The following is a 15156-nucleotide window of genomic DNA, read 5'->3' as shown; positions in this document are numbered from 1 at the left end:
GTTCAAAGATTGTGTTTACCTGTATACCTCTTTGGTAATACGAAAAGTTCCCCATCCTGATCGAATCCGACAGAAGCACTTACCTCGTATACTTCCTGCATTAACTTTTCTGTGATGACTTCTTTGGGATTCCCAATTGTGACCAATTCTCCTTTCTTCATGATTATGCAAAGATCACAGTATCTGGCCATAAGGGAGATGTCGTGTTCGGCTACAAGAACGGTCATATCTTGTTTTACCATTGCTCTCAGGTATTCCATGACATCCAATTTATATTTCATATCTAGGTGGGATGTCGGTTCGTCCACAAGCATCAGTCTGGGATTTTGTACATAGGCCTTGGCGATGAGCACTCTCTGTCTTTCTCCCGACGAGAGCATATTCAATGAACGGTTCTGTAAATGATACACTCCGAATTTCTTGAGAGCATCGATCACCATCGATTCGTCCTCGTGCGTCTCCCACCATATGTTCTGAAGATGTGGATATCTTCCAAGCATCACAGTTTCAAAGACCGTCAATCCGAAGGATGCCTTCAATTCCGCAGGTACGTTGGAAACCAATTTCGCAACTTCTGATGGTGTTTTGTTCAGTACGGATTCACCGTCAATGAGGATCTCTCCAGATGTAGGGTTATGCATCCTGTTAATGCATTTCATCATCGTTGTTTTACCACAACCATTCGGACCTATTAGCCCTACAATCAATCCAGGTTGTAAAGAATAGGAAACATCCTTTACGGCATGATATCCGTCTTCGTATACTTTGTTCAGGCCTTTGATCTCTAACAATGGGATATCATCCTTCATACATTTTCCCCCTTTTAATCAATAGATAAGCGAATACTGGAATACCTATAAGAGTAGTTATGGCGCCCACTGGTAATTCTTGACCTGGAAGAATTGTTCTGGAGACAATATCCGTGAATACCACTAATGCGCCACCGAATGCCATAGATGCGGGAAGTACCAGCCTGTGGTCTCCGCCCAGTATCATACGGCATAGATGTGGTATAACCAATCCTACGAAACCTATTATACCAACGAAGGCCACACAGAAAGAGGTCAGTACAGATGCCACTATTAGCATGACCCTGTTGAATCTCTTGGCGTTCAATCCCATCTGTTTGGCCTGTTCATCACCCAGAAGAACAAGATTGAACTCTTTAGCCCAACGGAAGCAAATTATTGACATTACCAAAATAGGTATGATCATCAACCATACTTGACTCCAGGTTATGTTGGAGAACGATCCGAATAACCATAGCAATGCACTTGTCACCTGTGTTCCCGCAAAAACCATCATTATTGTTTGTATGGCCGAGAATATCATTCCTATGACGACTCCAGAAAGGACATAACTGTTTGTGGTTCCGCCAGCCTTTTCTGCAAGTATCATGGTGCATGCAAATGCTACAAGACCGCCTACTATTGCTGTGAATGCTGTAAGGTATATCGAATGTTGAGCAAATAATCCGAAGAATGTGAAATCGAATGCTATTACCGCTATGGCCGCTGTTCCTGCTCCTGCAGACACACCCATTATGTAAGGGTCCACCAATGGATTCCTTATTATTGCCTGATACATGGCACCTGCAACGGACAGCCCGATCCCAACGCCAATGGCAGCAAGGGTGCGTGGAAGTCTGGAATCATATACTAGCATCTCATCAGATGTAAGATTTTGTCCACCTTTTGATATCGCTGATATCAGAGCGGAGAACATATCTGGAACAGACAGTATCTTTGTAGGTCCAATACATAGGGCCGCAATGAATGCAACCAATAAAACGACAATCCCCACAGAGATCATTATCTTTATACGGCGTCTCTTTGAATCAGAATGATAATCTGAATCCCCATTGAACCATTTTGATGACCTTTCCTTAATGTTCCAATAATTCTTCCTGAATATGTATGATATGACATAGAGTATAACGATAAAGATAACTGCTAATATCAACCATGTCCAGATCATAGGGCCCTTCCCCCCATAGGTTCGTATATCTTGCTTATAAATTTTGGAATTGTGGCATTTCTAAAATCATTGGGTTCAATAACTTCCGCTATCTCCTCAAGTTGTAAGAAATAGGAAACTTCCATTACTGTATGATATCTGTATTCGTATGCCTTGTTAAGGCCTTTGATCTTTAACGATTGGACGTCATCCATCATACATCTTACCTCTTTTTACTAGTAGATATGCGAATACTGGCACACCGATTATGGTGGTTATCGCTCCTACGGGAAGTTCATATCCTACCAATAGTACTCTTGACAGCAGATCTGCAAATATCATCAAAGCACCGCCGAATGCCATAGATGCGGGAAGTACCAATCTGTGATCCCCGCCCAGTATCATACGGCATAGATGCGGTATAACCAATCCTACGAAACCTATTATACCGACGAAGGCCACACAGAAAGAGGTTAGCACGGACGCCGCTATAAGCATCACTCTGTTGAATCTTTTGACATTCAATCCCATCTGTTTGGCCTGTTCTTCACCCAAGAGCACAAGATTGAATTCTTTGGCCCAGATCAATGGGATCAAGGATATTGTGATCGCAGGCACCAATATCAACCAGACCTTGTCCCATGTTATCAATGCAAAAGAGCCGTATAACCAGGTCAAAGCTCCAGATATATGAGCTCCAGCGAATATCATCAAAAGCGTTTGTATCGCAGAAAAGACCAATCCTATGATTATTCCTGCCAATACATAATTTATCGATGTCCCGCCAGCTTTTTCTGCAAGTATCATAGTAAATGCAAATGCTACAAGACCGCCTATTATGGCGGCAAATGCGGTCAGATATATATCTTGAGAACTGAAAAATCCTAAGAATGTGAAATCGAATGCTATTACCGCTATAGCCGCTGTTCCTGCCCCAGCAGATACACCCATTATGTAAGGGTCCACCAATGGATTCCTTATTATTGCCTGATACATGGCACCTGCAACGGATAAACCAATTCCGACTCCAATTGCTGCCAGGATACGGGGCAATCTTGAATTGTATATCAACATCTCATTATATGTCAGGTTGTGTCCACCTTTTTGTATCGAAGATATCAACGCACTGAACATTTCACCGATCGACATTGTTGTGTTGGATCCTATGCATAATGAAGCTATGGCAGCAACTAGTGTCAGCGATATTCCTATTAGCATGACCGCCCAAAGACGATGTTTGTTCCGGGTATTATGTGTATAATCTTCTCCGAAGAAGAAATGTAAAATTGATCCTTTAACATGTGCAAATGGTTTTTCCCATTTTACTACATATCTTAAAACTGCCCAGATCAAAGCTATAAGTAACAAGAATATGGCAATGGCAATGGCAATCTTTTCCCATAATTCCATCTTGTCATCATTTGTCGGTGGTATATATTCGTTAAATGCTCCACTTACAGCAAAAACCCCGCCATCGTTACCGGATATGAACATTCCATCGACCACGGTAACAGGACACATACAGTAAGAAGTAAAGGAGGATTGGAATGAGCCGAGTATCTTTCCATTCATATCGAGTTTATACATTCCATAGTTGGCGTTGTAACACGCAATGTAAATGTATTCATCATTGACAATGACAAGTGATGATTTGGTCCTTTTCAATTCAGAGAACGTACTGTTAAGCAGCTCATAGTTCCCAGATGTGTCCATTTTATAGAGGCCGTTAGCGGCCATAAAATAAATTCCATTAAAATTAGAATCGGTATAAGGACTTAGATATGTTGATATCCCTCCGCCAAAAACATCCACGTAATCAGAGATCTCAGTAAGTTCATTTCCATCGAATTCGTATACAACGATCCCAAATGTTTGAGAACTCATTCCCCTTCCATCACTATATGATGCAAAGATGATGTAACTGTCACCTTCTTTCAAGAAACATGGTGCTGAGACCTGTCCATAAACACTGCCCTTGTAGGTAGTGGTGTAAACCACCTCATCGACAATTAGACTGCCAGTTGTTTTACTCAGTATGTAGAGATGTCCATCATACATACCAATAGAGACGTAATCATCATATACCGTCGGTGAAGTGTAATATCCATGCCCCGATGTCTGGTAAGACCATAATAGATTCAGATCCAGATCGAAACAGTAGATCATTCCGTTCGAACATGCAACATATATTGCTCCCGAATCGCATACCATGGAACCTGCGCCATCACCGTAAAATGCTCCTATCAATTCAGCTCCCGTGTCATCAGGTATCGCTGTACTGCTGCCCCAAGATTCTCCATTGAATGTCTTGACATTCGAGTTGTCTTCTCCTGGGCCTTCCTTCCAATTAAATTTATAGATCTGTCCATTGGAAGATTGCACAAATAGATAATCGCCTACCACAAGATCTGTTGTAGTCTCGTAATATGTGCATTTATACCAGAATTCCCAAACATCTTCTCCGGAATTAAGATCATAACATACGACCACAACATTCGAAGAAGAAGCATAACCATACTTAACAAAGGCAAATCCTCCTGCAACCAATGTGGATGAATATACTCCGGTAACACCATCTACGCTCTTGTAGGACCAGGCAATAGTACCTGTTTCTGAAGATAGATTGGCGGTTTGTGTACCTGAATTCTCAGCATCCCCTGCAATGCACGTCCAAGAAGATGGATTTTCAGGAGTTTCTGCAGGAGTATATCCAACGGGATAAAATCCGACTGCCAGATATTCGGAATTGTAATTTTCAGATAGATCGGTTATTGTTTCCCATTCTAATGTATCTTCATTCCAAATATATGCAAACCAATATGATGTAACTGTAATTCCGGTAGTTCCCGATACAATGAATGTTCCACCCGAACTGGTGCTAGAACCGATTATCTCTGAAGTTTTTCCTTCAACAGATATAACCGAATTTGATATCGTGCATATATATCCTGCATCGTTAAGTGTGTTTTCGATAGTAGAAGCATATGTGCTTGATGAGACGAGATCCATCCAATTGGTATCTCCGTTTCCCTCATCCAATAATAATTCAGTATTATCTGATTGAGCTGCGTCTCCGGACGCTAAAACTGCAAAAGAAGATAAGATGAACATGCCTACGACAATAATAGGAATGACACATCCTACCGATGTACCCTTGAACTGCATCAGCTATCGAACCCCAGATTCTTTGTGATCGTCAGATAGTCCTCATAATTGTCGCCAATATATTTCGGTATGATTATACCGTCATCGAAGGCATCAGGATGCAATATCCTTGCTGTTATTTCCATTAGTTGTGCAAATCTCGGACCGGCACGCTGGGCCATTTCGCCAAGTTCGTCTGCGAACAAATAGATCTCCCCGGACTTGTACGCATCTGTGCTTTTCCATTCTGCAGATAGATTGGACAGCATAAGATCGTAATCGGCCTGTGTTGCAGAATATTCTGATGAATATATTATTATGACTGAAGGGTTGTATTCAGAAATGTATTCTGAATTTATATGCACCCATCCGTTCATGGAATGAAAGATGTTGAACCCACATACGTTGATCAATATGTTATCAGCATAGGTATAATTGCCAGCCACATAAGGCGAAGCATCAGATGAAAGAGAGATCATCGTTTCAATGTCTGAATATTCTCCATTTTCTAAGAGTTCCTCGATCTCTTCAACAGCATAATCCAGATCGCTTACTACATTCTGGGCACGGATTCCATACCCTATTGCAATCCCGACAATGAATATATTATTGATTATGGTCTCGATGTCTTCACCCTCGTACAAAAGTACTGCATTTATGTCAGATGTACGCATCTTAGTGGTCATTTGTATCTGATTATATTGAGAACTGTCACATATCACCATGTCCGGTGATGTTTTCATTATCGATTCATAACTAGGGTCTGTATACGTTCCCACCACAGAAATACTGCCGTCACTTTTCCCTTCTACAACGGATGAAGGATAATCACTATAATAATCGGTACCGACAACTGCATCGATGGCATCCATTGAACCCAGAATTTCAGTAGCTGAAGGCGATAACGAAACGATTCTATTGGCTTGTGAATAGCCATATATGCATGTTCCAGAACCATCAACGATCACGGCAGGTTCTTCGCCGTCCTCGCAATATGCCCAAACAGTACCTGAATAATTCGATGCGTCAATGGAATAATTTTCTGATTCTGTAAATTCTGTGCTTCCTTTTGTAACATACCATAGTGTCCACATCACAGTGTCTGAATTGGAGATTCCGTTGACCTCTGTTAGAATACCCTCTTCGTTGAATGTATAGGAATATCCGTTTTCGTCACACGCATATTCTAAAAGATCGACCGCAGAAGAAACCTCATTGTAATCTGCATCGGTCCAAACAGTATCATAATTGCCAAAATCCAATACGATTCCTTCGGTTTGAGATTGATATGCATTGGACCCTACACCGTTCATCGCAAATGTGACAAAGATTCCAGATAGGACTATTATGACGGTAAGGAATACTTTTATACGAGCAATTCTGGTCATTTTTTTTATTTTAATACCATTTTCTTTTGGAACGGAATTTCCATTATCTATCTCAGATTTATGAGAGTTTGTGAATATGGCCAATGACAAGAATCCTATCAAATTTTTGCACCTCGTCGTAATAGTTTGTGATCTATCATAAATTGTTTAATGCCTGGGTGTAATGAACATCCAGGCAATATTTATTCAGCTGAATGGCCCTGTAGACATCCACCCATCATCATCCAATGGTGTCACTGGATCCCAATCAGAAGGATAAACAGAGAAGAAATAAACAAATGATGAGATCTCTGAGAGTTTGAAGTCAATCGAAGCGTCATCATATCCATTTATTACCTTCCATCCGTTGGAAGATGCATAATATCCGTAACTGTCGTTGACAGGATACAATATACTGTTGTCTGCTGCCGCCGATGTGCATTCAGAGTAAAGGTACTGGTATAGTGCCCATCCAGATGTTTCACCGATATCGTTTATCGAGCCTATGTATCCGTATGCACTTATGTCCCAGTCAAATCCAGCTTTATCCATTGCATTACTGAACGCATCACCTGCATTGGATCCTGTTCCGCTGTACCAATCATTATCGCTACTATTGTCACCAAAATAGAGATAGTAATAGTACGTATCATCGGTATTCTTGTCTTCGTGGAATACCGCGTAACCTACCGCTGTACCGATTAATACACCTACAACAAGGGTGACCACAGCATATGTGATAATCTTATTCTTTTCTTCCATAATTCTCACTTATTGGAGTATTCATCCAATACTACAAAAAGGATTTGGCCATTATAAATCTGTTTCGTTAATTCAAATTGATTTGACTAGTGATTTTGAAGATGAATTCTAAAAAAAATATCAAAAATGATACGAAAAGTAAATTTTTAATTTTATATGATTTTTGTTCCTGGACCATTTTTAATTTTACATTTTTTGAATTATTTAATGTATTATCACAATATTCAATCAAATTTCTAGTTATGCAAATACCGAATGCATGTAACATTTTTTTTACTTTAATTATAATATCGGTTTGCATGAAGATCTTCGAAAGCAATAAAAATGCAGGCCTAGCGTTAATTATTGTTGGGGCAATGTCATTGTTCATTCCGTTGCTTTTCTTGATCGTCATAATCTCTGATCCACCCATATGGCCACAATTAAAAGGAACACTGATAATTTGTATCTTTTCTACGTTAATGGGATTCATTGAGATCTGGGACGGAGTGTTGATATATAGGTCTCGTGAAGCAAAAATAGAGATAATATGTGAATATATCACCATAACAACGATAATAATTTTAATTGATGTTTTCTCCGATGCTCTTTCCTTGACAATTGATGGAGAAGAGATAGGCGACGATCTTTTATCGATGGCCTTATCCCTTATCGCCACAGTTCTCTCATTATTCATGGTTCGTTCTATGAAAAGAAATGTAGGATCAAGTTTAGATGTTTTGATGTGGTATATAATCGTGGTTTTCTTCACGGTATCATTCTTACTTACGATTTCAGACATGATCGATTCAGCCATGGAGATAGACGTATTCGAGATAATTGATGAGATCTGCATGTTCATCGTATATGGATTTGTGATTGCGGGAATGTTTACGTCGGAGATAAGAGAAAAAATGGGAGTAGGACGCAAATTAACACGATCCAGATCGTAATTATCAATTTACATTGTAGATTTATTTTCAAAAACGATCTGAGTCGTGTAGTAGTCATCTCCATCGGATGTATTGAAGTAAAGTACCAATGTATCATCACCAATAAAACCGCCATATATGTATATGGGTAATTTGCCCATGTCCATCATACCAAGGAAATAATCAGCATCACAAAAATCATATGTCATGCAAGCTGCCATTGATGTCTCCTCTGTAGATCCAAGACATAAGTAAGCATAGATCAATTCGTCTTCTTGATTGAAAAACGTTATCGAACAATCGATATCCTCTTCTGTATAATCTCCATTTGAATGCATAATGGTGATCTCACTTGCCACCCATTCGGAATTCCCGATTTCAATCGGTGTTGGAATAAGGGAATAATCGGGAGTGCCCAAAAAGTAGACTTGCTCAACGGTAACAAGGGCGCCATTTGTTTCAATAGAATTGGACTCAAAACATCCCGTCATCGTGATGCATTCTCCGTCACCGTATACATTCATACACCAGTATTCTCCGTTGATATCACAACATTCAGCCGTAAAATCGCCATTTTCTTCCGTAGGTATCAATGTGCCAACAAATACGACTTCTGTTTTCTCACCGTTAATGTTCTGATCCATCGATCCGTAAAATACTCCACCTATCTGATTTGTTATAGTGATCCTCGAATCATCGTTTAATACATTTTCAAATTCATTTTTTCCATATGCCATTACAGCTTTATCACAAAGAGCAGATAATCCGTCAATATCTTCGAATTCTACAGAAACATTTGACCCATCGTTCGTGTATATGAGGTTGTAAGCAGTGATTACATCCGAATCAGTACAAGTGATAACTTGCCCGACCATCGTATTACCGTTGTATATAACTCCTAGAAATTCAATAGTCATAGTTGGAAATTGAAATTGAAACCATATTTCCTCGTCATTTATTTGACCAGAAACAGATATTTTACCATAAGTTCCTTGAAAAAGACCATTATTTTGTGTATTTACAACTAGGTCATAGTCTGATTCGTAAATTATGTTTCCTGATTCGTTGTCCTCATCGATATAAACACCGCTTTGGAGTGTCCATTTGACAGTACCAGACCCGTCATTGTTTTCCAAAGCATACAAGGTTCCGAGAAATAAAAGCGATATTAGCAATATCGCGATAACAAAAGATTTCGCGGCCTTGTCTTCCATACTCTAAGATACATCTTTCTTTTATTAACCCTTGCGGTGCTGTAAGTTTGTTGTGAAACTACTTAAAATTGCATTTGGTTCCATAATGAAATTTTTTTTTACCAATTCAATGAGGAATATTGAACGCCTGAGAGTTATACTTATAGCAATTAGTAGATACACAGTCAGATGAATGACAGAAACGTATCGCTTCTTTGCGATTATTACGAATATACAATGGGAAACGGTTACATGGAGAAAGGTCTTCAGGATCGCATAGTATATTTCGATATATTCTACAGACGTGTGCCTGACAAAGGTGGTTTTGCTATTACTGCCGGATTGGAACAGTTGATAGATTACATCAAGAATCTACGTTTTTCCGAGAGTGATGTTCAATTTTTGCGTTCTAAAGGTGTCTTTGGAGAAAAATTCCTGAATTATCTAAATGATTTTCATTTTACCGGAGATATGTATGCAGTTCCTGAAGGAACGCCTGTTTTTCCAGGAGAACCAATGGCGGTTATCAGGGCCACAGCCATTCAAGCGCAGATATTAGAGACGTTCTCTTTACTGACAATCAATCATCAGACCCTTATCGCCACAAAAGCAAATCGTATTGTCAGAGCGGCCGAAGGAAGATCTGTATTGGAATTTGGTTCCAGAAGGGCTCAGGGCACCGATGCGGCAATATTGGGTGCAAGGGCCGCCTATATTGCAGGTTGCAGTGCAACCGCCTGCACGGTCACAGATAAGTGGTACGGAGTGCCAGCAAGCGGAACTATGGCCCATTCATGGGTCCAGATGTTCGATACGGAATTGGATGCTTTCAAAGCGTTCTGTGAAATATATCCTGAAAATGCAACACTTCTTGTAGACACATATAACACGCTCAAAAGTGGCGTTCCAAATGCAATAAGGGCTTTCAAAGAAGTATTGGTTCCAAGAGGTATAACCAAATGTGCGATCCGTTTGGATTCTGGAGATTTTTCTTTTTTGACATGCAGGGCAAGACAAATGCTTGATGAGGCTGGTCTCAAGGATTGTAAAATAGTTGTTTCAAATGCTCTCGATGAATGGTTGATACGCGATCTCATCGAGCAGGGAGCATGTATCGATGTATTCGGTGTCGGAGATAATCTGATAACAGCTCACAGTGAACCCGTGTTCAATGGAGTTTACAAACTTGTGGCCATCGAAGATCAACACGGGAATGTTATTCCAAAGATCAAAATATCTGACAACACTGATAAGATAACGACTCCTCATTTCAAAAAATTGTACAGGTTATTTGACAATGACGGAAAGGCCATCGCAGATCAGATATGCGTTTATGATGAAACGATAGACGATTCTAAGCCTCTCGAGATATTTGATCCTGAAGCTACATGGAAAAAGAAGGTTCTAGTTGATTACAGCGCGAAAGAACTTTTGGTTCCTATATTTAAAAACGGTGAACTTGTATATGATATGCCCTCCCTCGATGAGATACGCGAGTATTGTGCTCAGCAGATTGACACTCTTTGGGAGGAGGTCAAACGTTTCTCTAATCCGCATGTCTATTATGTGGATATGTCAAAAAGATTATGGGATATCAAACAAGATATGATCAATAGGTCACATTAATTGTTTACTGGTCATTTATTGATCTCTTCCACGATCTTTGAAAACTCTTTACCATGTTCATGCTCGATGCCAATGACACCTGCAATTATCGATATCACAAATAATATTTTTAGTAATGTTACCGACTCGTCAAAAAGCATAATCCCTGCGATTAGGCTTCCAACTGCACCGATCCCGACCCATACAGAATAAGCAGACCCAGCAGGAAGATTTGCTGTCAACCCCCTATTAAGTAAAAAGGTACTGATAATAATAAGAGCTATCGTAGGTGCCACCCATAACCATTCGGTGAATCCATCTGAAAGCTTCAGAGTTATTGCCCAAGCTGTCTCAAAGAATCCACCCAATATCACATACATCCACGGGTTCATCAAAGACCACCTACCAATGTCAATCCTACTGTTCCAGATATTATAAGGAAGGTGTAAAATGCAATATGTTTTGTTATCTTTTCTTTGAACAGCAACGATCCAAGACCGACAGCACAAACCGCACCGATCCCTGTCCACACAGCATACGCAATACCGACAGGGATCCCTTTCATTGCAAACGATAAACAAAGAGGACTTGCAAACATAACAATAAGTGCCAGTATAGCGTATTTTCTATTTTTGAAATTATTGGATTTTTTAAGTGCAAGAAGCCAAACCGGTTCAAGAAGACCTCCGATTATAAGCCAAATAATGAAATTGAGATCATACAACGAATTTCCTCCTTTACCGATTGGTTTGTGTGCATGCACTGATATATGATAAATATTGACACGTCCATTTGTTTGATATGACCGTATCGCCAAGGGAACGTGTTCTTTCCACGATAAACGGAGAATCTTATGATAGACCTCCCGTTGCTATTTTCACACAGAGTGTGACAGTGTCGCAGATGGATAGAAAAGGCATATTTTGGCCTGAAGCCAATTATGATCCAGAGATGATGTCTGTTCTTGGAGCGAGTGCTGCAGAAATGTTTGGTTTTGAAGCCGTGCGTGCTCCATTCTGTCTTTCAGTGGAGGCAGAAAGATTGGGCTGCAATATCGATAAGGGTAAAAAGGACAGAACGCCCATGGTGAAAGACCATCCATACAAATTAGGACTCCTGGAAGAAAATAATCAATTCCCATTTTTCATCGGAAGTGAAGAATTCATCTCAGAAGGCAGACCAAGAACTGTGATCGATGCGATCGATATAATGTCAAAAAAATACGGTGAAGAATACCCAGTGATAGCAGGTACAACAGGACCGCTTACACTTGTAGGTCATCTGGTATCGATAGAGGATCTAATAATGGGTACCATAATTGCACCAGATGAATCGTTAAAATGGGTAAAATTGGTAGAGCCTTTGTGTCGCGGGTATGTACAAGCTCTCTCAGATGCGGGCGCGGACATAATCCAAATGTCAGAGGGAGCCGGATCTCCAGATATCATAATGCCCGACATGTTCGAAAAATTCTCTGGTCAATTCATAAGAACATGTTTGTCCAACGTCAAAGGTGCGAATTCCTCACTTCACATCTGTGGAGATGCCGAGCCCATATTGGAAAAAATGGTCAATACGGGTGTCGATTGTCTTTCCATAGAAGAAAAGGTGGACCCTTATACTGCAGTAGAGAGAATAGGCGGAAAAACAATCTTGGTGGGCAATATAGGAGCAGTATCTCCTTTACTCATGGGAACTCAATCAGAATGCAGGAATGTCACGGCAAAGATAATTGATGCTGGATTTGACATAATTGCACCTGGATGCGGGGTATCTCCGCATACAACAGATGAGAATCTTTGTTCTATCGTCAATGCTGTTAAGGGCATGTACGATTAAGACCGTTCATCTGTTTCGACGCAGACGTACCTTCTTTTTCCTTTCGTCTTATTCTTATATTCTATTGCTTCCGTAGGGCATCTGCATATGCATGACATACAGAAAGTGCAATTATTTTCCCATTGTGGTCTTCCTTTGATCATTTTAATGTTATTCATCGGACAATTTGAAGTGCAAAGTCCACACGATGTGCACAAATCTGTTGTACGGAATCCTTCTGGTTTTACATAGAATTTATAGAATATTGGATTTACCACTGCACTTTTGAAAATACTTTTGGATTTATTGTCAGTAAGTTTCACTTCTGAGTTGATAAGTTCAGCAAGACCTTTGACCCTTCTATCAGCACGACGAACTATCACTTCACAGTCCTTATCACTCGGGGCATGATACATCGTAATTAGATTTTCTGGCATATTGACAGATGCCATACCCATGTATACAAAACCCTTTTCTGTACACAGCTTTTTCAAATATCTGTCAGCACTTCCGACTTCTGAATCGCATGTAAGGATGGAATAGAACTGTTTGTTGCCCATGAATGCATTCTCAAGAATGAATTTTTCTACTACACGAGGTATTCTCCATGCATATATCGGGCACACTAACACCCATGGCCTCTCAGATCTGAGTGGTTCTTTTTCTCTTAATCTTAAAAGATCGTTTATGGAAACAACTTCATCACCGATAACAGCAGATGCATACTTTGCGACATGCATGCTATTTCCGGTACCGCTGAAACAGATGATCATGATCGGTAATGTACATCATATCATTATAATCTGATTCATGTCAGTATTTCACCAATCTGCAGATAAACGGTTTTGAGATCACAGTACGATATTAATGATCTGAAAAACTATTATATTCATCAATCCGATACTAAGGCATCAGTTTTGGATACAGATATCATGGCAGACATAGAGTACAGCGATCATTACGCAATATTCGTGACCGACGGAGGAGTAAGATATCTTACCAATCCCGTTAGCATCAGTATAATGGATATACTTCAGCATTCAGAAATGACATCTTCTGAGATCGCTTTGGAATTGAATTTGTCGAAGTCGTCCATACAGTCCAATATGATGAAATTATTGAGATGGCAGCTTGTAAATTCCTATCAAGATGCTAATGATAAAAGAAAGGTCGTTTATTATCCATCATCTTTCAAATGCTTGGAATCTGTAGAAGTGAGACCGGAGATCTTGCAGGCTGAGAAAACGATCGTGGAGCGTATTGTCCTGAATCAAAAAGGACATGACAGTGCGATACTCATGCTTACAAGTATAATACCGCTCAGCGTAGGAATAAGTATCGATCCCTTATTGGAAAGATGTGGAAGACTTTCTGCTCATTATATGTGGAAAAAATTTGGTAATGTGGATGATGAGCAGTTCATAAGAGCGATAACTGAGATTTACAACAGAGCTTCGTTTCCGTCAATAAAGATAATCATCAACGGAAAAGATATGGTCGTGGAGCAAACACATCGCGGTCAGACTTCAAGAGAGTCTTTGATATCCACTCGTCTTGTGATTGGGTCGCTGTGTCAATTCATGATGGAAAGGACAGGTGACCCATATCATCTAGATTCTGTTGAGGAAAAGGACGATACGACATATCTGATAATCAAACCATATAATTGTTGTTGTAAAGGAAAGAATAGTATACTTGCTTCAGAAGAGAAAAGAGATGATAAGCCGTATGCAGTATACCTCGTAGGAAATAAATCGATACTTTTCGGTAATGAGACACAGATGAGGATATTAGAATTGCTGAAGGAAGGAAAAAGATCACTTAAGCAATTATCAGAACAATTGGACATACCGCCTGTAACAGTGCACATGAACATAGCGAAATTAATGAAAATAGGTGCCATTTCATCTGATAATGATACTCGTTCAAAGTATGTTTATTATGAACTTCAGGCCATACCAATGTTAATTCCTGCAAAGATGGAGAAAGGTTGCACGAGTTTAGTTGAGGAAATGTTTCGTTCATTGGCAGACCACCCTTCAGACTATTACAGATATGCTTTCAAGTATGTTACCTGTGCACTCAGACTTACAGGAATTGATGGTACCGGGCTTATGTATAGGACAGGTTCAGAATTTGCGAAAGCAATGGTATCACATGATCCGAACATTGAGCCCGAGGTCTTTTTAGATAAGGCTTGTGGAATCAATATTGGATATGACCTTAACACAAGAATATTATCACACATACCTTTGAGAATCAACATTAAAAGAAACAGTATAGGCGATATGGAATTCAGACACATATCCTCATTTTATGAAGGATTGATAAAATCAGGATTGAAGGAGCTTACTGAAACCGATTACAATGTTTTCTTCGTATCTGAAATGAAATTTTGAA

Annotated in this window: 14 protein-coding genes; 4 read left to right on the top strand and 10 right to left on the bottom strand. The window is 39.8% G+C overall.

The window, feature by feature from the left end:
- Positions 1–2 precede the first annotated feature (2 nt).
- From KRP56_04390 to KRP56_04365, 6 genes are all read right to left on the bottom strand, one after another.
- Positions 3–809 (bottom strand): ABC transporter ATP-binding protein, encoded by an 807-nt coding sequence (locus KRP56_04390; GenBank protein UAL07093.1) that lies wholly within the window; start codon positions 807–809, stop codon positions 3–5.
- Positions 799–1977, bottom strand: coding sequence for an iron ABC transporter permease (locus KRP56_04385; GenBank protein UAL07092.1), 1179 nt, complete (start codon positions 1975–1977; stop codon positions 799–801). The genes KRP56_04390 and KRP56_04385 overlap by 11 nt, the downstream gene beginning before the upstream one ends.
- A complete protein-coding gene (locus KRP56_04380) occupies positions 1974–2174 on the bottom strand; it encodes a hypothetical protein (GenBank protein ID UAL07091.1) in 201 nt (66 codons plus the stop codon). The genes KRP56_04385 and KRP56_04380 overlap by 4 nt, the downstream gene beginning before the upstream one ends.
- The gene (locus KRP56_04375; protein ID UAL07090.1) at positions 2164–5121 is read right to left on the bottom strand and encodes an iron chelate uptake ABC transporter family permease subunit; all 2958 of its coding nucleotides are present in this window, start codon (positions 5119–5121) and stop codon (positions 2164–2166) included. The genes KRP56_04380 and KRP56_04375 overlap by 11 nt, the downstream gene beginning before the upstream one ends.
- Positions 5121–6488 (bottom strand): ABC transporter substrate-binding protein, encoded by a 1368-nt coding sequence (locus KRP56_04370; GenBank protein UAL07089.1) that lies wholly within the window; start codon positions 6486–6488, stop codon positions 5121–5123. Before KRP56_04370 ends, KRP56_04375 begins: the two co-directional genes overlap by 1 nt.
- 186 nt (positions 6489–6674) lie before the next feature.
- Positions 6675–7229: a hypothetical protein gene (locus KRP56_04365; protein ID UAL07088.1), complete on the bottom strand. Its 555-nt coding sequence runs from the start codon at positions 7227–7229 to the stop codon at positions 6675–6677.
- Between the two features lie 299 nt (positions 7230–7528).
- Here KRP56_04365 and KRP56_04360 point away from each other — a divergent pair, with 299 nt between their 5' ends.
- Positions 7529–8161 (top strand): hypothetical protein, encoded by a 633-nt coding sequence (locus KRP56_04360; protein ID UAL07087.1) that lies wholly within the window; start codon positions 7529–7531, stop codon positions 8159–8161.
- 8 nt (positions 8162–8169) lie between these two features.
- Here KRP56_04360 and KRP56_04355 read toward each other — a convergent pair whose 3' ends face one another.
- A complete protein-coding gene (locus KRP56_04355) occupies positions 8170–9354 on the bottom strand; it encodes a hypothetical protein (protein UAL07086.1) in 1185 nt (394 codons plus the stop codon).
- A gap of 168 nt (positions 9355–9522) precedes the next feature.
- Between KRP56_04355 and KRP56_04350 the strand changes: the two genes are divergently transcribed.
- Complete coding sequence (locus tag KRP56_04350; GenBank protein UAL07085.1) at positions 9523–10959, top strand: nicotinate phosphoribosyltransferase; 1437 nt, start codon at positions 9523–9525, stop codon at positions 10957–10959.
- An 11-nt stretch (positions 10960–10970) separates the two neighbouring features.
- Here the strand turns inward: KRP56_04350 and KRP56_04345 are convergent, their stop codons facing one another.
- A complete protein-coding gene (locus KRP56_04345; protein ID UAL07084.1) occupies positions 10971–11330 on the bottom strand; it encodes a multidrug efflux SMR transporter in 360 nt (119 codons plus the stop codon).
- Entirely contained in the window at positions 11330–11662 is a 333-nt protein-coding gene (locus tag KRP56_04340; GenBank protein UAL07083.1) for a multidrug efflux SMR transporter, read from the bottom strand. Before KRP56_04340 ends, KRP56_04345 begins: the two co-directional genes overlap by 1 nt.
- 77 nt (positions 11663–11739) lie before the next feature.
- Here KRP56_04340 and KRP56_04335 point away from each other — a divergent pair, with 77 nt between their 5' ends.
- Positions 11740–12777 (top strand): MtaA/CmuA family methyltransferase, encoded by a 1038-nt coding sequence (locus KRP56_04335; GenBank protein UAL07082.1) that lies wholly within the window; start codon positions 11740–11742, stop codon positions 12775–12777.
- Here the strand turns inward: KRP56_04335 and KRP56_04330 are convergent.
- Positions 12774–13529 (bottom strand): EFR1 family ferrodoxin, encoded by a 756-nt coding sequence (locus tag KRP56_04330; GenBank protein ID UAL07081.1) that lies wholly within the window; start codon positions 13527–13529, stop codon positions 12774–12776. The two genes, KRP56_04335 and KRP56_04330, sit on opposite strands and share 4 nt — an antisense overlap.
- Before the next feature lie 144 nt (positions 13530–13673).
- Between KRP56_04330 and KRP56_04325 the strand changes: the two genes are divergently transcribed.
- On the top strand, positions 13674–15155 hold the full coding sequence (locus KRP56_04325; protein UAL07080.1) for a winged helix-turn-helix domain-containing protein: 1482 nt from the start codon (positions 13674–13676) through the stop codon (positions 15153–15155).
- Position 15156 lies beyond the last annotated feature (1 nt).

The sequence above is a fragment of the Candidatus Methanogranum gryphiswaldense genome, assembly GCA_019262145.1.
In the GTDB taxonomy this organism is placed as follows: Archaea; Thermoplasmatota; Thermoplasmata; order Methanomassiliicoccales; family Methanomethylophilaceae; genus Methanogranum; species Methanogranum gryphiswaldense.
The sequence above is the reverse complement of the archived record's forward strand: the minus strand, read 5'-3'. Positions and strand labels throughout refer to the sequence as shown.